Below are 18,302 nucleotides of genomic sequence, written 5' to 3'. Positions count from 1 at the left end.
TTACTTCTGCCTCCAGCCAAGCGTGATGAAGCCGGCACGGCCCTGCGTGTTGTAGGGGTAGGCGAGCATGTAGTCCTTGTCGAACAGGTTTTCCACGCGGGCGGCGACGAACCATTGCTTGTCGATGTTGTAGCGGGCGGTCAGGTTGACGATACCGTATCCGCCCAGCCGGCGCGAGCCGGAATCCATGCGCGACGACGACAGCAGCCACTCGCCGCCGAAGCGCCAGTCGCCGAAGTTGCGGCCCACATCGAACGACGCATGGCGCCGCGCGCGGCGCAGCAACTGGGTATTGCTGCTTTCGTCCACCGGGTTCTGGAACGTCACGCTGGCGCCCAGGTCAGTGCCCAGGACCGTGGCGCGCCACGACGCCTCCACGCCCTGCACCTTGGCCTTGTTGACGTTCTGGGCCAGGTAGATGCCGCTGCCGACGCCCACCGGCGTGGACACGATCAGGTCGTCGTAGCGGGTCTCGAACGCGGTCACGCGCAGCAGGCCGGCGCTGACGGTATCGACCTGCACGCCAGCCTCGGCCGACTTGGCCCGCTCGGGCTGCAGGTTCGGCTGGCCAAAGCCGGGGTAGTACAGCTCGTTGAACGTGGGCGCGCGGAACGCGTTGCTGACGTTGGCGATCAGCTTGACCTGATCGGTCACGTTGAAGCCGTAGCCGGCGAAGAAGCTGCCCTGGTTGCCGAAGTCGGAATAGTGGTCGTTGCGGCCGTTCAGCTGAAGCTGGTGCCGGCCGATGCGGCCCTCGTAGCCGCCGTAGACCGAGAACACGTTGCGCGACGGCGCGTTGTAGGCGCTGGACGTCAGCTCCTGCTGCAGCCAGTCGGTGCCGAACAGCAGCTTGTGGCCGGCCGTCAGCGCGTATTCGTTCTGCCAGTTGAACTGGCGGTTGCGCGTGCTGAACAGGCTGTCGAACAGGCCGTTCTTGCGGCCCTCGCTGCGGTCCTCGCTCTGCGCCACCTTGACGTGCGTGGTCCAGGCCGACGTCAGCCGGCCGTTGGCGAACGCGGACAGCGTGTAGAGCTTGCTGAGCAGGCGGGTATCGTCGGTGCGGCCGCCGCCGTCGTAGGACAGGTCGCTGTCGGAGTAGTACGCGGCCACCCCTGCGTCCCAGTCGGGCGTGAACTTGTGGCGGAGCTGGCCGGAGACGCTCTTGTTCTCGTACGGGTTGTCGTTCGGGTTTGCGGTCGGGCGCAGTTTGGTATTGATCGACGAGAAGCCGTCGGTCTTGAACATCGACCCGGTCACGTTGAACGTGGTGTCGCCGATCTGGCCGCCATAGCCCACGGAGCCCTGGCGCGTGTTGTTGCTGCCGTACTCGATCTGCGCATTGGCCGCCGGCGCGTGGCCGGCGCCGTTCTTGGTGAAGACCTGCACCACGCCGCCGATGGCGTCGGACCCGTACAGCGCCGACACGTTGCCGCGCACCACCTCGATGTGGTCGATCTCGTCGGGCAGGATGTTGGCAAGCTGGGCCGTGCCGCTGCTGGCGCCGGACACGCGCACGCCATCGATCAGGATGAGCACCTGGTTGGAGTTGGCGCCGCGCATGAACAGCGACGTGTTGGCCCCCATGCCGCCGTTGACGGCGAATTCCACGCCGGCCTGGCCGCGCAGCAGCGAGCGCAGGTCGGGCGCCTGCGAATTGACGATGTCCTCCTGGGTCACCACCGTGGTGTGCGGCAGCGCCTCGGTCACGCTCTGCGCGGTGCGCGAGGCGGTGACGACGACGGGCGCCAGGGCCTGCGGCTGGGATTGCGGCTGGGATTGCGACGGCGCGGCATCGGCCGGCGCGGTCTGGGCAAGGCCCGGCACCGGGGCGGCGGACAGGACGGCAACGGCCGCCACGATGGCGGACGTGGATAGGCGGACCGGCGGCTTTGCCGCGGCAGTCGACCTGGAAGGCGTGGAACGCATGAGCAGGATGGAAGAGAACGGCCGGGTCCGTTCCCCCGCGGACCTGTTGGCGAATGGGCGCCGCAAGGGGCGGACGCCCGCGTTCTTCAGGCCGGTATCCGGGCTGACGACATCAGGCAGGCCGCCTTCCCGATCGGATCGCCAGAGGCTGACGAAATTGGATCAGTGGCGCTTGGCCGGCCCTGCGGGCGACGCTCGTCATGAGCGTGTCCGCGGTCGCTTACCGTTGCGGGGGCAGCACAGGTTGGCCCGCGCCGCGCTGTCCAGGCTGGCGATATCCAGTCTGGCAGCGGCACCCCGGCTCCCTGTTTCCCGTTGAACTGCAGCGCCTGCGAAAGGGCTGCGAGCACCTGGAACGTGCGCGAGTGTAGGGAGTTTCAAAGTTGGCGTCAATGCGATGGATCAGGTTGCCGATAACCACCGGATGACGCGCGCAATCGGGCCGATCGGCGGCGATCCGTGCAACTTCCGTGCGGCACGCAAGTCTCACCGGGCTTGTTGCAGGTAGCCAGCGTGCGTGCATCGGCTAGAATCCCGAAACCTGACCCTTACTCCTTACCGGACACGACAGGCACTATGCTCAACGAACTCGAACAACTGGCCGCCAAGATCGGACGTGTGCTGCACCATGCGGACACCCTGGCGGCGGAAAACCAGCGGCTGCGGGCGGAGATCGACCGCCTGCAGGCCGAGGCGGGCCAGTTGCGCGCGGACCGCGAAGCCATGGCGGCCGACCGCGAACTGCTCAATATCAAGATCGAGGAAGCCCAGTTGCGCATCCAGTCCATCCTGGACAAGCTGCCCACCGCCAGCGATGCGCGCCAGCTCGACCTGCTGGGCGACGGCCCGCGTGCCGCGGCGGAAGGTTCGCAGCAAGCCCCCGGAGAACATGCATGAGCAACAAGCAAGTGGAAGTGAACATCGCCGGCCAGCCCTATCGCTTCGCGATCTCGCCGGACAACGAGGCCGCGCTGCTGGAGGCCGTGGCGCTGGTCGACGACAAGATGAACAAGCTCAAGGGCAGCGTGGCGGCCAAGGGCGTGGAGCGCGTAGCCGTGATGGCCGCGATCAGCATCGCGTCCGACCTGCTGGCGGCCCGCCGCAAGCAGGAAGAGGACGGCGCGATCCCCGTGGACGCGGTGCGCGCGCGCATCCGCGAACTCAACGAACGCGCCGACGAGGCGCTGCGCCAGTACGCCCACGTGGGCACGCGCTGAGCCGCTGAAAAACCCTGCCGCGCATGCTTGAATTGCGCGGCGGTGGCCACATATGACGGCCATGTGAAGCCGATGCCGCGCCCTGTGTGGGCGTGGCGACAGGTGTGGTGGAAAATGTAACGACGCGACAGGTCCGACTTGGTATGCCCGACCTCGCGGTGTATAGTGGAGCCACTGCGCGGCGCGTGCGACCGACGCAGCTGGATGGTCGGGTTATCGTGCCTGGCCGCCGTTTCCATCCCATCCTAGTTTGAAACGGCAAACGTCTGACATCCCGAGCGTGCTGCACGCACAGGAACACAGGTCAGACGTTTGACAGTTTCCCTGCCTGGTTCGTGAGGGTCATAACTCCTTGAACCGATATGCATTGCATGGTGCGGGATCATGTCGTGTGGGCGAGCGCGTCGCCGCATTCATAGTCTGGGCCCAGCCTGGACTCCCTGAGTGGGTGATGTACCCGAAATACGACTTCCGCAGCCACTCTGAACCTCACTTGGGTTCAGGATGCCGACCCAGCGGCCAAGGCGGGGACCCCCTTCAAGTGATGAAGAGGCGGTGGTTTCAACGAACCACCGCCTTTTTCATTTCGCCTCCCGACCTGTCATCTGACCTGTCATCCATTGACCATGGCCGAACAGCGCGCCCGCCAGTACTGGCTGATGAAGTCCGAACCGGACGAAGCCAGCATCGACGACCTTGCCCGGGAGGGCACGCTGCCCTGGACGGGCGTGCGCAACTACCAGGCCCGCAACTTCATGCGCGACCAGATGCGCATCGGCGACGGCGTGCTGTTCTACCACTCGTCGTGCCCGGAGCCGGGCATTGCCGGCCTGGCCGAGGTCAGCTCCCAGCCCTACCCCGATCCCACGCAGTTCGATCCCAAGAGCGACTATTACGACAAGGCGTCGAAGCCCGACGACCCGCGCTGGTCGCTCGTGGACGTGCGTTTCGTCAGCAAGAGTGCGCTGGTGCCGCTGCCGGCCCTGCGCGAGCACGATGCGCTGGCCGACATGGTCGTGCTGCGCCGGGGCAACCGGCTGTCGATCACGCCGGTCACGCCGGCCGAATGGCGCTACATCACCGAAAAGCTGATGAAATAGCCGCCGCGGCGCCCGGTTTTCTTGCCCCGCCTTGACCCCGATCGGGCCGCTCGCCCGTTGGATCGCCCTGCTGGCCCGCGCGCGGAACGAAACGCGCGAACCCGTATCTGATAGCCATCACATTGATCGGAGAACAATATGAAGAAACTGTTGGCCGCTTCGCTGCTGGGTACCTGCGCCGCCATGGCCTCGGCCCAGACCGTGACCATGCCGCAACCATCGGGCGTGCTGTCGCTCAACGCCGAGGCCGTGACCGAGGTGCCGACCGACGTCGTCACAATGGTCCTGGCCGCCGAGCAGGAAGGCCCGGAGCCGTCAGCCATCTCCAGCGCGCTGGCACAGCGCACACAGGCCGCGCTGGCCCAGGCCAAGCGGGTCTCGGGCGTGGAGGCCCAGTCGGGCGGCTTCACGATCCATCCGAACACGGACCGCAACGGCAAGATCAGCACCTGGCGCGGGCGCTCGGAGATCCAGCTCAAGTCGAAGGATTTCGCGGCCGTGTCGAAGCTGGCGGGCGAACTGGCCGGCCAGATGCAGGTGCAGAACGTGGCGTTCTCGCTGTCGCGCGAGGCCCGCATGGCGGCCGAGCAGAAGCTGGCCGACCAGGCCGTCGCCGCGTTCCGCGACAAGGCGCAGGCCACCGCCAAGCTGTTCGGCTACAGCGGCTATACGATCCGCGAGGTTGCGGTCAACGAGCAGGGCGGCATGGTGCCGCCGATGCCGCGCATGTACGCGGCCAAGGCCATGTCCGCCGACGCCGCCATGCCGATCCCGGTGGAAGGCGGCAAGACCCAGGTGACCGTGTCGGTCAACGGGTCGGTGCAGATGGTGAAGTAAGCGGTCCGTTGCGCCCGGGCCCCGCGCGGGGGCCGGGCGCAAATCCCGCAAATCCGTATCCGGCGGGCCTCAGATGCCCGCAAACTGCTGGCGCAGTACGTTCTTCTGGACCTTGCCCATCGTGTTGCGCGGCAGTTCGTCCACCACGTGCACACGCTTGGGCACCTTGAAGTTGGCGATGCGGCCCTTGAGCGTTCCGATCATGCCGGCTTCGTCGATGTCGGCACCGGGCTTGCGCACCACCACGGCCACCACGGCCTCACCAAAGTCGGCATGGGGCACGCCGATCACGGCGGACTCGGCCACGCCCGGCATCTCGTCGATAAAGCTCTCGATTTCCTTCGGGTAGACGTTGTAGCCGCCCGAGATAATCAGGTCCTTGCTGCGGCCGACGATGGTCAGGTACTGGTCCGGCACCTTGCGTTCGCCGGCCTGGCTGACGATGGCGCCGCCGAAGCGGCCCACATCGCCGGTCTTGAACCAGCCATCGGCGGTGAATTCCTCGGCGGTCTTTTCCGGCATGCGCCAGTAGCCCTTGAACACGTTCGGGCCCTTGACCTCGACATTGCCGATCACGCCCGGCTCGCACAGCCGCCCTTCCCCATCCATCACACGCACCGACACGCCCGGCAGCGGCATGCCGACGGTGCCGCCGATGCGCTCGCCCAGCGCCGCATCGTACGGATTCGACACCAGCATCACGGTCTCGCTCATGCCGTAGCGTTCCAGGATCGTATGGCCGGTCTTCTCGCGGAATGCGTCGAATGTTTCCAGCAGCAGCGGCGCCGAGCCCGACACGAACAGCCGCATGTTGCGGCACAGGTCCTGGTCGAAGCGCGGCTCCTGCACCATGCGCACGTAGTACGTCGGCACGCCCATCATGACCGTGCTGCGCGGGATGAATTTCAACAGCTGGCCCATGTCCAGCCGGGGCGCCCAGATCATCTTGGCGCCGGCCAGCAGCGCGCCGTGCGACGCCACGAACAGGCCGTGCACGTGGAAGATCGGCAGCATGTGCAGCAGCACGTCGTCGCTGCGCCAGCCCCAGTACGCATGCAGCGTCTGCGCGTTCGACGCCAGGTTGCCGTGCGTCAACATGGCGCCCTTGCTGCGCCCCGTGGTGCCCGACGTGTACAGGATGGCCGCCAGGTCGTCCTCCTTGCGCGGCACCGTGGCAAAGGTGTCCGGCTGGGCAGCCGCGCGCTGCAGCAGCGACCCGGTGCGATTCTCGTCGAGCGTGAACACGTGGTGCGTGTTGTGCTTGAACGCCACCTTGGACACCCAGCCAAAGTTCGCGCTGCTGCAGACCACCACCGCCGGCTCGGCGTTGCCGATGAAGTAGTCGATCTCGGCTTCCTGGTAGGCGGTGTTCAGCGGCAGGTAGACCAGCCCGGCGCGCAGCGTGGCCAGGTACAGGCACAGCGCCTCGACGGACTTTTCCACCTGCACCGCCACGCGCGCGCCGGCGGGCAGCGTCAGCGCGGTCAGCAGGTTGGCGATCTTGGCCGTGGCACGGTCCAGGTCGTCCCAGGAGTAGTACAGGCCGTCGTGCGTCTCGATGCAGCAGGCGCCGCGGTCTTCGGGAAAGCGGGATTCGAACAGGGCGAACAGGTTGGCGTTCATGGTACGGAGCGATTGGAATGGCATGCCCGGGGGTGGCAGCGGAAAAGCCTGGGCAGCCGGCCATGATAGCCGGCCGGCCGACATATTACTCCCCGGTGAAATCCGGAGGCCGGTGCGCCAGGAACGCGGCCACGCCCTCGGCATGGTCGCGGCTGCCGGCGTAGGCAAAGTGGGCATCCAGTTCGGCCACCGTCAGCGGCGCCGGGGCCGGCGACAGGCGGCGGATCGTGGCCTTGTTGATGCGCGCGGCCAGCGGCGCGCCCGCGCACAGGCGCTGCACCGTGGCGGCCACCTCGTCGTGCAGGGCAGCCTCGGGCACCACGCGCGTCAGCAGGCCCTTGGCGGCGGCCTCGGCGGCGTCGAACACGCGGCCTTCCAGCAGGATTTCCAGCGTGACGGCGCGCCCGGCCAGCGCCAGCAGGCCCTGGAGCTCGCCCGGCGCCATCGGAAAGCCCAGCCGGTTGATCGGCACGCCGAAGCGGCTGCCCGCCGCGGCGATGCGCAGGTCACAGTTGCAGGCAATCTCCAGCCCGCCGCCCACGCAGACGCCTTCGATGGCCGCCAGCGTGGGCAGCGGGCATTCGGCGATGGCGCGCAGCGCCGGGGCGATGGTGTCGGCGTGGTAGCGCCGCACCGCGTCGGCATTGCCGCGCACGGTCGGGAACTCGGCGATGTCGGCGCCAGCGGCAAAGTTGCCGTCGGCGCCGCGCACCACCACGCAGCGCAGCGCGCGCGCGGTGCCATCGGCCACATCGGCGGCGAGCGCGCCAAACCCGGCGGCCAGCGCCTGCCACATGCCGGCCGAGATCGCGTTGAGCTTGCCCGGATGGGACAGCGTGACCGTGGCCACCTGTCCCTCACGCGCGAAAGTGACCGTGCCGGCCATCAGTCGATCTTGGCGCCCGAGCGCTGCACCACCTCGGCCCAGCGCTTGATCTCGGCGCGCTGGAACTGCGCGAACTGTTCCTGCGTGAACTGCGGGATCTCGGAGCCGTTCTGCAGCCAGATCGCCTTCATTTCCGGGCTGTTCAGCGCCTTGGTGGTCTCCGCGTAGAGCTTGTCGACCACTTCCTTTGGCGTGCCCTTGGGCGCCCACAGCGCGTACCACGTCGACACCTCGTAGTTCGGCACGCCCGCCTCGGCCGCGGTCGGCACGTTCGGGAACGCCGCCGAGCGCGTCTTGGCCGCCACCGCCAGCGCCTTGATGCGGCCCGCGCGGATGTGTTGCGCCGACGAACCCAGCCCGTCGAACATCAGGTCCACCTGGCCCGCGATCAGGTCGGACAGCGCTGGGCCGGCCCCCTTGTACGGCACGTGGGCCAGGTCGGTCTGGGTCTGCAGCTTGAACAGCTCGCCCGCCAGGTGGTGGGCCGATCCGTTGCCGGCCGACGCGTAGTTGAGCTGGCCCGGATGCGCCTTGGCGTAGGCGATCAGGTCCTTGAGCGTGTTGGCCTGCACCTTGTTCGGATTGACCACGATGACCTGCGGCGGCTGCGCGATCACGGTGACCGGGATGAAGTCCTTCTCGATGTCGTAGTCGAGCTTCTTGTAGAACGACGGCGCGATGGCATGGTGGGCGCCGCCGATGAAGATCGTGTATCCGTCCGGCGTGGCCTTGGCCGCCAGGCTCGCGCCCACCGTGCCGCCGGCGCCGCCGCGGTTGTCGATCACGAACTGCTTGCCGAGCTGCTTGGACAGCTGCGCGGTCAGGGGCCGCGCGAAGGCATCGGTCCCGCCGCCGGCCGGGAACGGCACGATCACGGTGACGGGCTTGCTGGGCCACGCATCGGCGGCCTGGACGGCGGGCGAATACAGGCTCACCCCGGTGCCGGCGACCAGGCCGGCGATTGCAAAGACGCGCGCGAACGCGGTCAGGCTGCGCTGACGACTCATGTACTGTCTCCTCTCTCTACTCTATGCGTGGAAAGTCAATCGAAGTACTGCCTACTGCAAACCCACCCGACAGAAACCCGCCCGGCGTTCGTGCCCGACCCAGGGGCTACAGCAGCTTGGCCACCGCACGGCTGATGCGGGGATTGCCGTCGCCGAGACGAGCCAGATTGTCATCCAGCGCCTCGGGCACGTAAAGATAATTCACCATCACCCCGCCCGACTGGGCGCGGCCTTTTCGCGACAGGTCCGCGCCCCAGTTCACGCGCTCGACACATGCCCCGTTACCCAGATGGAAACGCGCCACCGGATCGGCCGGCACGCCCTTGCCGCCCTCGCGCACCAGGTAGTGCGCCACCAGCGTCAGCGCGGTGTCGCGGATGACCGGGTCCTGCGCGTCGGCCGGCAGCGCCGCGAACCACGCCGCGCCGTCGGCCGGCGCGTCGCCGTGGCGCTCGCGCCAGCGCGACAGCCGCTTGTCACCCAGAATGCGTGCCACCGCCTCGGCCTCCTGCCGGCGCAGCCAGTCGGCAAAGCCCGGCACCGGCGACAGCGTGGCGAACTGCTTGAGCTTGGGGAATTCGCGCTGCAGCTCCTCGATCACGCGCTTGAGCAGGAAGTTGCCGAAGCTGACGCCGCGCAGCCCCGCCTGCGTGTTCGAGATCGAGTAGAAGATGGCCCACTTCACGCGGCGCAGGTCTTCCAGCGGCGCGGCTTCGTCCAGCAGCGCCTGCACGTTGGCTGCCATCTCGGGCACGAACGCCACCTCGACGAAGATCAGCGGCTCGCGCGGAATGCGCGGGTGGAAGAACGCGTAGCAGCGGCGGTCCGAATCGAGCCGGTTGCGCAGGTCCGTCCACGACGCGATCTCGTGCACGGCCTCGTAGCGGATCAGCTTTTCCAGCAGTGACGCCGGCGAATCCCACGTGATGGGCTGCAGCTCCAGCAGGCCCACGTCGAACCAGTTCGAGAACAGCGCCTCCAGGTCCTCGTCCAGCTCGCGCAGGCCCGGGATGCGCTTGTGCCAGCGCAGCATGTCGGCGCGCAACTGGATCAGGAAATGCAGCCCGCAGGCGCTGTCGCCGCGCTGGCCGTGGTGCGCGGCAAAGCGCTTGAAGAAGCGGATGCGCGCATTCGACAGCGCCTGCGACAGGGCCGATGCGCTGCTGCCCGCCGCCCCGGGCGCGTCGCGGCCCGCGGCCACTTCGGCCAGCACGCCGAGCATGGCCTGGCGCAGCGGCTCGGACGCGGCCTGGTAGGCGTCCTGCCAGGCCAGCGCGGCGGCGTTGGCCGCGCCATCGGTCAGCCGGGCGTCGAAACATTGGCGGAGCTGGTCGCGCTGGCGCTTGATGGCGCGCGCGGACAGCGTCTGGTCCGCCGCCGGCGCGGGCGGCTTGCCGGGCTTGCCGGGCTCGTCGCCCTTGCGGCCCCACCACCGGCCAAAGCGCGTGAACAGCGAGTCGCTGACCGGCTCGCTGGCTTCCAGCGGCGCACTGACTTTCTGTTGGTCTGCGGGATCGAAGGCGGTCATGGCGATGTCCTGCGGCGTCGGTTGGCGATGAAATCGATCGAAGGTGACGGGTCAGCCCTGCCCGGCCAGGCGCAGGCGGCCGGCCGATGCGGCATCGGGCGGCGGCACCGGCTCGGCCTCGGGTTCGGCCACCCCCAGCGCTCGCAACGCGCCACGCTGGCGCAGCACGTGGGTCTTCATCAGCGCCTCGGCCCCTTCGGGGTCATGTGCCTTCAACGCAGAAAACACCGACAGGTGCTCGGCGCACGATTCGTGGATGCGCCCCGGCAGCTTCAAACTCTTGTGGCGCGACAGCCGCAGCACCTTGCGCAGGTCGCTGACCACGCCCGACAGCCAGCGGTTGCCCGCCAGCCGCTGGATGGCCTCGTGGATCTGGTAGTTGGTCTCGTAGTAGGCGTCGATGTCGCCCGCGCGCGCGTAGCGGGCCAGATCGGCATGCAGGCCTTCCAGCGCGCCCAGGTCGGCTTCCGTGGCATTGCGGGCCGCCTCGTAGGCGCAGCGGCCTTCCAGCAAGGCCATCAGCGGGAAGATCTCGTCCAGGTCCTGCTCGCTCAGCGCGTTGACAAAGCAGCCGCGCCGCGGCTCCAGCCGCACCAGCCCCTCGGCGGCCAGCACCTTGAGCGCCTCGCGCAGCGGCGTGCGGGACGTGCCCAGCGTGGACGCCAGCGCCACCTCGTCGATCCACGCGCCGGGCGGCAACGTGCGGTCGTCGATCATCGTGCGGAGCCGGTCCGCCACCTCCAGGTACAGCGCCTGCCTGACGATACGCATCGTGCCCCTTTCGGACCGGAAAACACCGTAACGGAACTGCACGCCCGAGCGGCGATTACGCCGCAATAATTCATAATTACGGGAAGTTCGGCCAATCGCAAGCGGTTTCGATGCTGCATCGCGGCAGGTGTGCGTCAGGCGTGGCTGAAACGGCGGTGACTGCGGGAAATCCATGAGCGCGGCGGGCGCGCGGCGGCAGGATATCGGCGGGACAAAACAGGTGCGGCAGGCGACCGCTCCCACCTCCCTGCAGGAACGGTCGCCCGCGCGTGAAAGACTGCCGCGGTCTTGTCATGGGCGTCGGGCAGCGTGGCCGGACGCTTGCGGGTCGGATTGCTTGACTGGCGCCAACCCGACGCCTACCCCGATCAAGCACTCGTAACGGAGTGCGGATGTTCCCGTGCCTTTTCCCGTTCGGCTTTTCGTCGTTGTCATGGCGCGAACGCCTCGCCGTGCGCCCCTCCCCCTGCCGCCATGCCGGGCGGATCGCTGCCCGCCCCGACCATCTTGTAACAACCAACATAGCGAGGACCGTGCCACCGTCGCCAAGTCCTTGATTTCATTGAGGCGGACGAAACACGACTTGTGACACGGGCCAAGGTATGTAACAGGATGTATCTTCGCCGATACGAGTCTTGGTTACGCGGCTGCCTGTATCGTAGGCAACCCAGCCCCTAAATATGCCGAAAACGGTACATAGCGGGACGGGAATGCGTTCGGCGGCGCACGGAAACGGTGCGCCACCTGGTTGCAGAACTGAAACAGGAAGGGCTTCAGCGCGCCGCGCCAGCGGCGGCGCCGTTTGCCTGGCGGCGGTAGGCCCAGACCAGCATCAGCACGCCGGCCAGCACCATCGGCAGGCTCAGCCACTGGCCCATCGACAGCTTGAGCGCCAGCAGGCCCAGGAAGCTGTCCGGCTCGCGCGTGAATTCGGCCAGGAAGCGGAACGCGCCATACCCGATCAGGAACACGCCCGACACCGCGCCCATCGGCCGCGGCTTGCGTGCAAACAGCCACAGGATGATGAACAGCGCCACGCCCTCGCCGGCAAACTGGTAGAGCTGCGACGGATGGCGCGGGATGTTGTCGCCGGCCTGCGGGAAGATCATGCCCCACGGCAGGTCCGTGGCGCGGCCCCACAGCTCGCCGTTGATGAAGTTGCCGATGCGCCCGGCGGCCAGCCCGCACGGAATCAGCGGCGCGATGAAGTCGGTCACTTCCATCCAATGGCGCCGCCGCACCTTGGCGAACACCCACATCGCCACCAGCACGCCCAGGAACCCGCCGTGGAAGGCCATGCCGCCCTCCCAGACCTTGAAGATTTCCAGCGGATGGGTCAGGTAGTAGCTTGGCTTGTAGAACAGCACGTAGCCCAGCCGGCCGCCCAGGATCACGCCGAGCACGCCGTAGAACAGCATGTCGTCCAGGTCCCGCGTGACCCAGCCGCGCGCCGCCACGTGCGGCTGGCGGATGCGGAGCCGGCCGAACCACAGGAACATGATGAAGCCGGCCAGGTACATCAGTCCGTACCAGCGAATGGCCAGCGGCCCCAGGTGGATGGCAACCGGGTCGAATTGCGGATGAACGAGCATGTTTGGAAGCGGGGAGAGAAAGCGGTCAGGTTGAGCGCGGGGCGGCCGCGCTATGTAGTTGTCTCACGGCCATGCGTCAGGCCGATGGCGCCGGCCAGCCCCGTGGCGATGTCGATGAACGACCGCAGCACCGGGGCCACGCCGGCGGCGCCTTCGCGCCAGGCCAGCCCGGTCTCGATCTCGGGGCCGGCATCGCGCAGCGCCAGGTACGACACGCCGGTGCGCCGCAGGTTGCACAGCGACGCGGGCACCAGCGCCACGCCCATGCCGGCCGACACCAGGCTGACGATCGTCTGCATCTGGATGGCCTCCTGGGCGATCACCGGCGTCAGGCCGTCGCGCGCATAGTAGCCCGTAATGATGTCATAAAACGCCGGCGCGCTTCGGCGCGGGAAGATGATTAGCGGCTCGCGCGCGGCGTCGCGCAGCGACACCTGCGCCGGCACCTGCCGCGCGCCGGTCGGCCGCCAGCCATCGGGCACGGCCAGCACCAGCGGCTCGCGCACCAGCGGCAGGTACGACAGCCCGTGCGGCATCACGGCAAGCTGGGGGCGGATGACCAGCCCGGCGTCGATGGCCCCGTCGGCCAGCGCTTCGAGCTGGACGTCGCTGGTGGCCTCGCGCAGCTGCAACTGGACGTCCGGGTGCCGTGCGCGGAAATGCCGCAGCAGCTCGGGCAGGATGCCGTAGTCGGCGGTGCTGACAAAGGCCAGCGCCAGCGACCCCACCTCGCCGCGCGCCAGCCGCTGGGCCAGGCCGGGCAGCGCGGCGGCATCGGCCAGCACCCGGCGCACCTCGGGCAGCCACTGCTGGCCGGCCGGGGTCAGCATTACCGAGCGGCGGGTGCGCACGAACAGCGGCACGCCGATTTCCGCCTCCAGCGCCTGGATCTGCTGCGACAACGGCGGCTGCGTCATGGCGAGCCGGCGCGCGGCGCGTCCGAAATGGAGCTCTTCGGCGACGGTGACGAAGTAGCGCAACTGGCGCAGGTCCAAGCGCGGTGCCTCCTCAAATCCAGTCTGATTGATAGGTTTTTCGACTCAATAACGGTCGAATAATATATTGGACACGCAAAATGGCAAGGCGCATGCTCTGCGGCACAACAACGACATTCCCCCGGAGAGACCCCATGGCTTTCAACAAACGCTCCCAGCACATCACGCAAGGCGTGGCGCGCTCCCCCAACCGGTCGATGTACTACGCGCTGGGCTACCAGAAGGAAGACTTCGACAAGCCGATGGTCGGCATCGCCAATGGCCATTCGACGATCACGCCGTGCAACGCCGGCCTGCAGCGGCTGGCCGACGCGGCCGTGGAAGCCATCCGGGCCTCGGGCGCCAACCCGCAGATCTTCGGCACGCCGACGATCTCCGACGGCATGTCGATGGGCACCGAGGGCATGAAGTACTCGCTGATCTCACGCGAAGTGATCGCCGACTGCATCGAGACGGCCGCGCAGGGCCAGTGGATGGACGGCGTGGTGGTGATCGGCGGCTGCGACAAGAACATGCCCGGCGGCATGATCGCGCTGGCCCGCACCAACGTGCCCGGCATCTACGTCTATGGCGGCACGATCAAGCCGGGCAACTGGAAGGGCAAGGACCTGACCATCGTGTCGTCGTTCGAGGCCGTCGGCGAGTTCACGGCCGGGCGCATGAGCGAGGAGGATTTCGAGGGCGTGGAGCGCAACGCGTGCCCGTCCACGGGGTCCTGCGGCGGCATGTACACGGCCAACACGATGAGCTCGTCGTTCGAGGCGCTGGGCATGTCGCTGCTGTATTCGTCGACCATGGCCAACCCGGACCAGGAAAAGGTGGACAGCGCGGCCGAATCGGCCCGCGTGCTGGTGGAGGCCGTGAAGCGCGACATCAAGCCGCGCGACATCATCACGCGCAAGTCGATCGAGAACGCCGTGTCGCTGATCATGGCCACGGGCGGCTCGACCAACGCGGTGCTGCACTACCTGGCGATCGCGCACTCGGCGGAGGTGGAATGGACGATCGACGATTTCGAGCGCATCCGCCGCCGCGTGCCGGTGATCTGCAACCTGAAGCCGTCGGGCGCCTACGTGGCCACCGACCTGCACCGCGCGGGCGGCATCCCGCAGGTCATGAAGATCCTGCTCAACGCCGGGCTGCTGCATGGCGACTGCCTGACCATCACCGGCCGCACGCTGGCCGAGGAACTGGAGCACGTGGCCGACCAGCCGCGCGCCGACCAGGACGTGATCATGCCGATCGACAAGGCGCTGTACAAGCAGGGTCACCTGGCCATCCTCAAGGGCAACCTGGCCGAGGAAGGCGCCGTCGCCAAGATCACGGGCCTCAAGAATCCGGTCATCACCGGGCCGGCACGCGTGTTCGAGGACGAGCAGAGCGCGATGGAAGCCATCCTGGCCGACAAGATCCAGGCCGGCGACATCCTCGTGCTGCGCTACCTGGGGCCCAAGGGCGGCCCGGGCATGCCCGAGATGCTGGCGCCTACGTCGGCCATCATCGGCAAGGGGCTGGGCGAGTCGGTGGGCTTCATCACGGACGGCCGCTTCTCGGGCGGCACCTGGGGCATGGTGGTGGGCCACGTCGCCCCCGAAGCCCACGTGGGCGGCAACATCGCGCTGGTCCAGGAAGGCGATTCGATCACGATCGACGCGCACCAGTTGCTGCTGCAACTGAACGTTCCCGACGACGAACTGGCCCGCCGCCGCGCCAGCTGGCAACAACCGGCACCGCGCTACACGCGAGGGGTACTGGCGAAGTTCGCCCGCCTGGCATCGACGGCCAGCAAGGGGGCGGTGACGGATTGATGTTGCCGACTTGTCGCAGTTAGCACTGCTGGCCCTCTCCCCCGGCCCCTCTCCCGCGTTGCGGGAGAGGGGAGACAACATTGGGTCAGGTCGAGGTCTTCACTGGCTTTTTGCTCCCCTCTCCCGCGCTGCGGGGGAGACAACATTGGGTCAATGTCGAAATCTCCACCGGCTTTTTGCTCCCCTCTCCCGCGTGCGGGAGAGGGGTTGGGGGAGAGGGCGTTGCGGGTCTGCTTGCTGACTGTGGCAATTTGGACCGCCTGCCCTCACCCCCGGCCCCTCTCCCGCGTTGCGGGAGAGGGGAGACAACATTGGGTCAGGTCGAAGTCTCCACTGGCTTTTGTGCTCCCCTCTCCCGCAAGCGTTGCGGGAGAGAGGAGCAAACCGCGAGGCGAGCGGTGCCGCTAAACCCCGCCTGGGTCGCGTTCGATTTCTTCCAGCGTGGCGTCGAGCCATTCGACCAGGCGGGCTTCCAGGGCCTGGGTCAGTTCGCTGGCGAGCTGGGCGGTCAGGGGGGCCAGCCGTGATTGCAGCGTGGCCTCGGTGTGGGCTTCCACGACCTGCGGCCATTCGGTGCGAAAGCGCATCATCACGCGCGTCAGCAGTTCGGTGCGAACAGCGCGCAGGTCGTCCTCGCCGGGCTGGAAGGCCGCGGGGTCGGCCAGTGGTTCGGTGTCGGGCGCCGTGACGATGTCCGGCAGCGAGTCGGTGTCTCCCACGGCCGTCACCAGGCCCGAATCGGGCATGTCCGCCGTGTCGATCACCGCCGCTTCGGTCCGGGCGGCCGGGGGCGCCTCGAACACCGTGTCCGGCAGTTCGACGATCTCCGTCAGCAGCGGCACGCTGTCGTTGGGCCCCAGGCGCGGGATCACCCGCGAAGTCGTGCGTTCGCTCATGCCGATTCTCCCTTGGCCTGCCCGATGTCATGGTGCGTGAGCGGGTAGCCGCGCTCACGGTAGAAGCGATAGCGTTCGCGGCCGGCGTCGCGGGCGTCCGGCGTCGCGCCGACCACCTCGATCAGCCGCTCGAAGCTGGCGAACTGCGGCGGGGCTTCCGCCGCGATGTTCACCAGCAACTGGTGGTGCGGCACCTGGTCCAGCGTGGCCGCCAGGATGATCGGCGTCACCGCCGCATTGGGGCTGTCCAGCCCGCAGTGCGGCAGGAAGTCGAGCGGCGAGAACGACCACAGCCGCGCGTCGAGCTGCCCCAGCTGCTGGGGCGCGCCGTAGACCACGACCTTCTGCCCGGCGCCGTACGCCTTGCGGACCAGGCGGCAGACGTAGGCCAGCGTATCCGGCACGTTGCTGTGGAAGTCGATGCGCGTCATGGATGGCTGCCTTGCCCTGTCGGCCGCTTACGCGGCGCGGTCCATCAGGAACTGCGTCAGCAGCGGCACCGGGCGGCCCGTGGCGCCCTTGGCCGCGCCGCTCTTCCAGGCGGTGCCGGCGATGTCCAGGTGGGCCCAGTCGTACTTCTCGGTGTAGCGCGCCAGGAAGCAGGCCGCGGTCACGCTGCCCGCCGGACGGCCGCCGATGTTGGCCATGTCGGCAAAGTTCGACTTGAGCTGGTCCTGGTAGTCGTCGTCCAGCGGCATGCGCCAGGCGGTGTCCATGGCCTTGCGGCCGGCGTCCAGCAACTGGTCGGCCAGCATGTCGCTGCGCGCGTACAGGCCGCTGTTCACGTGGCCCAGCGCGATGATGCAGGCGCCGGTCAGCGTGGCCACGTCGACCACGGCGGCCGGCTTGAAGCGTTCCACGTAGGTCAGCGCGTCACACAGGATCAGGCGGCCCTCGGCGTCCGTGTTCAGGATCTCGATAGTCTGGCCCGACATGCTGACCACCACGTCGCCCGGCTTGGTGGCGTTGCCGGCCGGCATGTTCTCGCAGGTGGGCACCACGGCAATCACGTTCAGCTTCAGGCCCATCTCGGCCACGGCCTGGATGGTGCCCAGCACCGACGCGGCGCCGCACATGTCGTACTTCATCTCGTCCATGCCCTCGCCCGGCTTCAGCGAGATGCCGCCAGTGTCGAACGTGATGCCCTTGCCCACCAGCACCACCGGCGCCGCCTTGGCGCTGGCACCGTCGTAGCGCAGCACGATGAACTGCGGCGGCTCGACGCTGCCCTTGGTCACGGCCAGGAAGGCGCCCATGTTCAGGGCCTCGATCTGCTTGCGGCCCAGGATCTCCACCTTGAGCTTGTGGCGCTTGGCGATGCCGCGCGCGGTATTGGCCAGGTAGGTCGGCGTGCAGATGTTCGACGGCAGGTTGCCCAGGTCGCGCGTCAGTTCCATGCCGTTGGCGATGGCGGTGCCGCGCACCACGGCCTGGGTGGCGGCCTTGCCGTCGGCCACGTCCACGGCCAGCACGATCCGGCGCAGCGTGGGCTTGTCGGCCGTGCCGGCGCCCTTGGCCGGGCGCTTGAGTTCGGGATGGCGCTCCAGCAGGCGGTAGCCGGCCTCGCGCACGATGGTGATCGTCGTGATCACGCCCCAGGTCATGTCGCGCTGGGGCGGCACCTGCTGTGCCAGGCACCACAGCGCCGTGGCGGCGCGCGTGCTGCCCAGCGCACGCATGGCGGTGCGCACGGCTTCGGCAAAGGCGCGGTCGCTGAACTCGGCCTCCTTGCCCAGGCCCACCAGCAGCACGCGGGCGGCCCCAATGCCGGCCACCTCGTGCAGCATCAACTGGGTGCCGCGCTTGCCTTCGAAGTCGCCCTGGCGCACCAGACGCGCCACCAGCCCCTTGGTGGCCACGTCCAGCGCCTTGGCCACGTCGGCAAGGTTCTGGCCCTCGAACAGGCCCACCACCAGGCAGTCGGTCTTGGTGGCCAGGAAACCATTTTGGCCGGCTTTGCTCAGATCCAGGGCTTTTGTGCTAAATTCCATCGCGCTTCCTTCCAGGGGCTCGTCGAAAAGAAAGCCCCCATTATCCGCGATTTTCATCCGCGATCTGCCGCCGCCGATCCTGCAAGCTGACAGCCCGCGGTCCTGCCAGTCCCTCGGCCCCGGCA

Annotated in this window: 16 protein-coding genes, 1 other RNA gene and 1 riboswitch; of the genes, 6 read left to right on the top strand and 11 right to left on the bottom strand. The window is 68.0% G+C overall.

The window, feature by feature from the left end:
- Positions 1-1,926 (bottom strand): TonB-dependent receptor plug domain-containing protein, encoded by a 1,926-nt coding sequence (locus EHF44_RS08965; protein WP_124683424.1) that lies wholly within the window; start codon positions 1,924-1,926, stop codon positions 1-3.
- 72 nt (positions 1,927-1,998) lie between these two features.
- Positions 1,999-2,295: riboswitch (cobalamin riboswitch) on the bottom strand.
- Positions 2,296-2,502: 207 nt separating this feature from the next.
- Between EHF44_RS08965 and EHF44_RS08960 the strand changes: the two genes are divergently transcribed.
- The 5 genes from EHF44_RS08960 to EHF44_RS08940 all read left to right on the top strand — a co-directional run bounded on the left by EHF44_RS08960 (position 2,503) and on the right by EHF44_RS08940 (position 5,080).
- A complete protein-coding gene (locus EHF44_RS08960) occupies positions 2,503-2,823 on the top strand; it encodes a hypothetical protein (protein WP_124683423.1) in 321 nt (106 codons plus the stop codon).
- Positions 2,820-3,143, top strand: coding sequence for a cell division protein ZapA (locus tag EHF44_RS08955; RefSeq protein ID WP_124683422.1), 324 nt, complete (start codon positions 2,820-2,822; stop codon positions 3,141-3,143). Before EHF44_RS08960 ends, EHF44_RS08955 begins: the two co-directional genes overlap by 4 nt.
- 318 nt (positions 3,144-3,461) lie before the next feature.
- Positions 3,462-3,678, top strand: a non-coding RNA gene (gene ssrS, locus EHF44_RS08950) — 6S RNA.
- Positions 3,679-3,769: 91 nt separating this feature from the next.
- Positions 3,770-4,243 carry an EVE domain-containing protein gene (locus tag EHF44_RS08945; protein ID WP_172966030.1) on the top strand — a complete coding sequence of 158 codons (474 nt, stop codon included), beginning with the start codon at positions 3,770-3,772 and terminating at the stop codon, positions 4,241-4,243.
- Between the two features lie 138 nt (positions 4,244-4,381).
- Complete coding sequence (locus EHF44_RS08940) at positions 4,382-5,080, top strand: SIMPL domain-containing protein (protein WP_124683420.1); 699 nt, start codon at positions 4,382-4,384, stop codon at positions 5,078-5,080.
- A gap of 69 nt (positions 5,081-5,149) precedes the next feature.
- Here EHF44_RS08940 and EHF44_RS08935 read toward each other — a convergent pair whose 3' ends face one another.
- The 7 genes from EHF44_RS08935 to EHF44_RS08905 all read right to left on the bottom strand — a co-directional run bounded on the left by EHF44_RS08935 (position 5,150) and on the right by EHF44_RS08905 (position 13,482).
- Complete coding sequence (locus EHF44_RS08935; RefSeq protein ID WP_124683419.1) at positions 5,150-6,703, bottom strand: malonate--CoA ligase; 1,554 nt, start codon at positions 6,701-6,703, stop codon at positions 5,150-5,152.
- Between the two features lie 85 nt (positions 6,704-6,788).
- The gene (locus EHF44_RS08930) at positions 6,789-7,589 is read right to left on the bottom strand and encodes an enoyl-CoA hydratase/isomerase family protein (protein WP_124683418.1); all 801 of its coding nucleotides are present in this window, start codon (positions 7,587-7,589) and stop codon (positions 6,789-6,791) included.
- Positions 7,589-8,596 carry a Bug family tripartite tricarboxylate transporter substrate binding protein gene (locus tag EHF44_RS08925; protein WP_124683417.1) on the bottom strand — a complete coding sequence of 336 codons (1,008 nt, stop codon included), beginning with the start codon at positions 8,594-8,596 and terminating at the stop codon, positions 7,589-7,591. Before EHF44_RS08925 ends, EHF44_RS08930 begins: the two co-directional genes overlap by 1 nt.
- 106 nt (positions 8,597-8,702) lie before the next feature.
- A complete protein-coding gene (locus EHF44_RS08920) occupies positions 8,703-10,124 on the bottom strand; it encodes a malonyl-CoA decarboxylase domain-containing protein (RefSeq protein ID WP_124683416.1) in 1,422 nt (473 codons plus the stop codon).
- Between the two features lie 51 nt (positions 10,125-10,175).
- Complete coding sequence (locus EHF44_RS08915; protein WP_124683415.1) at positions 10,176-10,895, bottom strand: GntR family transcriptional regulator; 720 nt, start codon at positions 10,893-10,895, stop codon at positions 10,176-10,178.
- A 773-nt stretch (positions 10,896-11,668) separates the two neighbouring features.
- Entirely contained in the window at positions 11,669-12,487 is an 819-nt protein-coding gene (gene lgt, locus EHF44_RS08910) for a prolipoprotein diacylglyceryl transferase (protein WP_124683414.1), read from the bottom strand.
- Positions 12,488-12,537: 50 nt separating this feature from the next.
- Positions 12,538-13,482 carry a LysR family transcriptional regulator gene (locus EHF44_RS08905; RefSeq protein ID WP_124683413.1) on the bottom strand — a complete coding sequence of 315 codons (945 nt, stop codon included), beginning with the start codon at positions 13,480-13,482 and terminating at the stop codon, positions 12,538-12,540.
- A gap of 134 nt (positions 13,483-13,616) precedes the next feature.
- Here EHF44_RS08905 and ilvD point away from each other — a divergent pair, with 134 nt between their 5' ends.
- Entirely contained in the window at positions 13,617-15,290 is a 1,674-nt protein-coding gene (gene ilvD / locus EHF44_RS08900; protein WP_124683412.1) for a dihydroxy-acid dehydratase, read from the top strand.
- A gap of 404 nt (positions 15,291-15,694) precedes the next feature.
- Here ilvD and EHF44_RS08895 read toward each other — a convergent pair whose 3' ends face one another.
- From EHF44_RS08895 to EHF44_RS08885, 3 genes are read right to left on the bottom strand one after another with little or no spacing between them, the layout of a single operon-like run.
- The gene (locus EHF44_RS08895) at positions 15,695-16,186 is read right to left on the bottom strand and encodes a DUF2486 family protein (protein ID WP_124683411.1); all 492 of its coding nucleotides are present in this window, start codon (positions 16,184-16,186) and stop codon (positions 15,695-15,697) included.
- A complete protein-coding gene (locus tag EHF44_RS08890) occupies positions 16,183-16,617 on the bottom strand; it encodes a DNA polymerase III subunit chi (RefSeq protein ID WP_124683410.1) in 435 nt (144 codons plus the stop codon). The genes EHF44_RS08895 and EHF44_RS08890 overlap by 4 nt, the downstream gene beginning before the upstream one ends.
- A gap of 27 nt (positions 16,618-16,644) precedes the next feature.
- Complete coding sequence (locus EHF44_RS08885) at positions 16,645-18,177, bottom strand: leucyl aminopeptidase (RefSeq protein ID WP_124683409.1); 1,533 nt, start codon at positions 18,175-18,177, stop codon at positions 16,645-16,647.
- Between the last annotated feature and the right edge of the window lie 125 nt (positions 18,178-18,302).

Origin of the sequence: Cupriavidus pauculus, from assembly GCF_003854935.1 — a bacterium.
In the GTDB taxonomy this organism is placed as follows: domain Bacteria; phylum Pseudomonadota; class Gammaproteobacteria; order Burkholderiales; family Burkholderiaceae; genus Cupriavidus; species Cupriavidus pauculus_C.
Note: the sequence above shows the minus strand (reverse complement) of the source record. Positions and strands in the feature narration are given on the sequence as shown.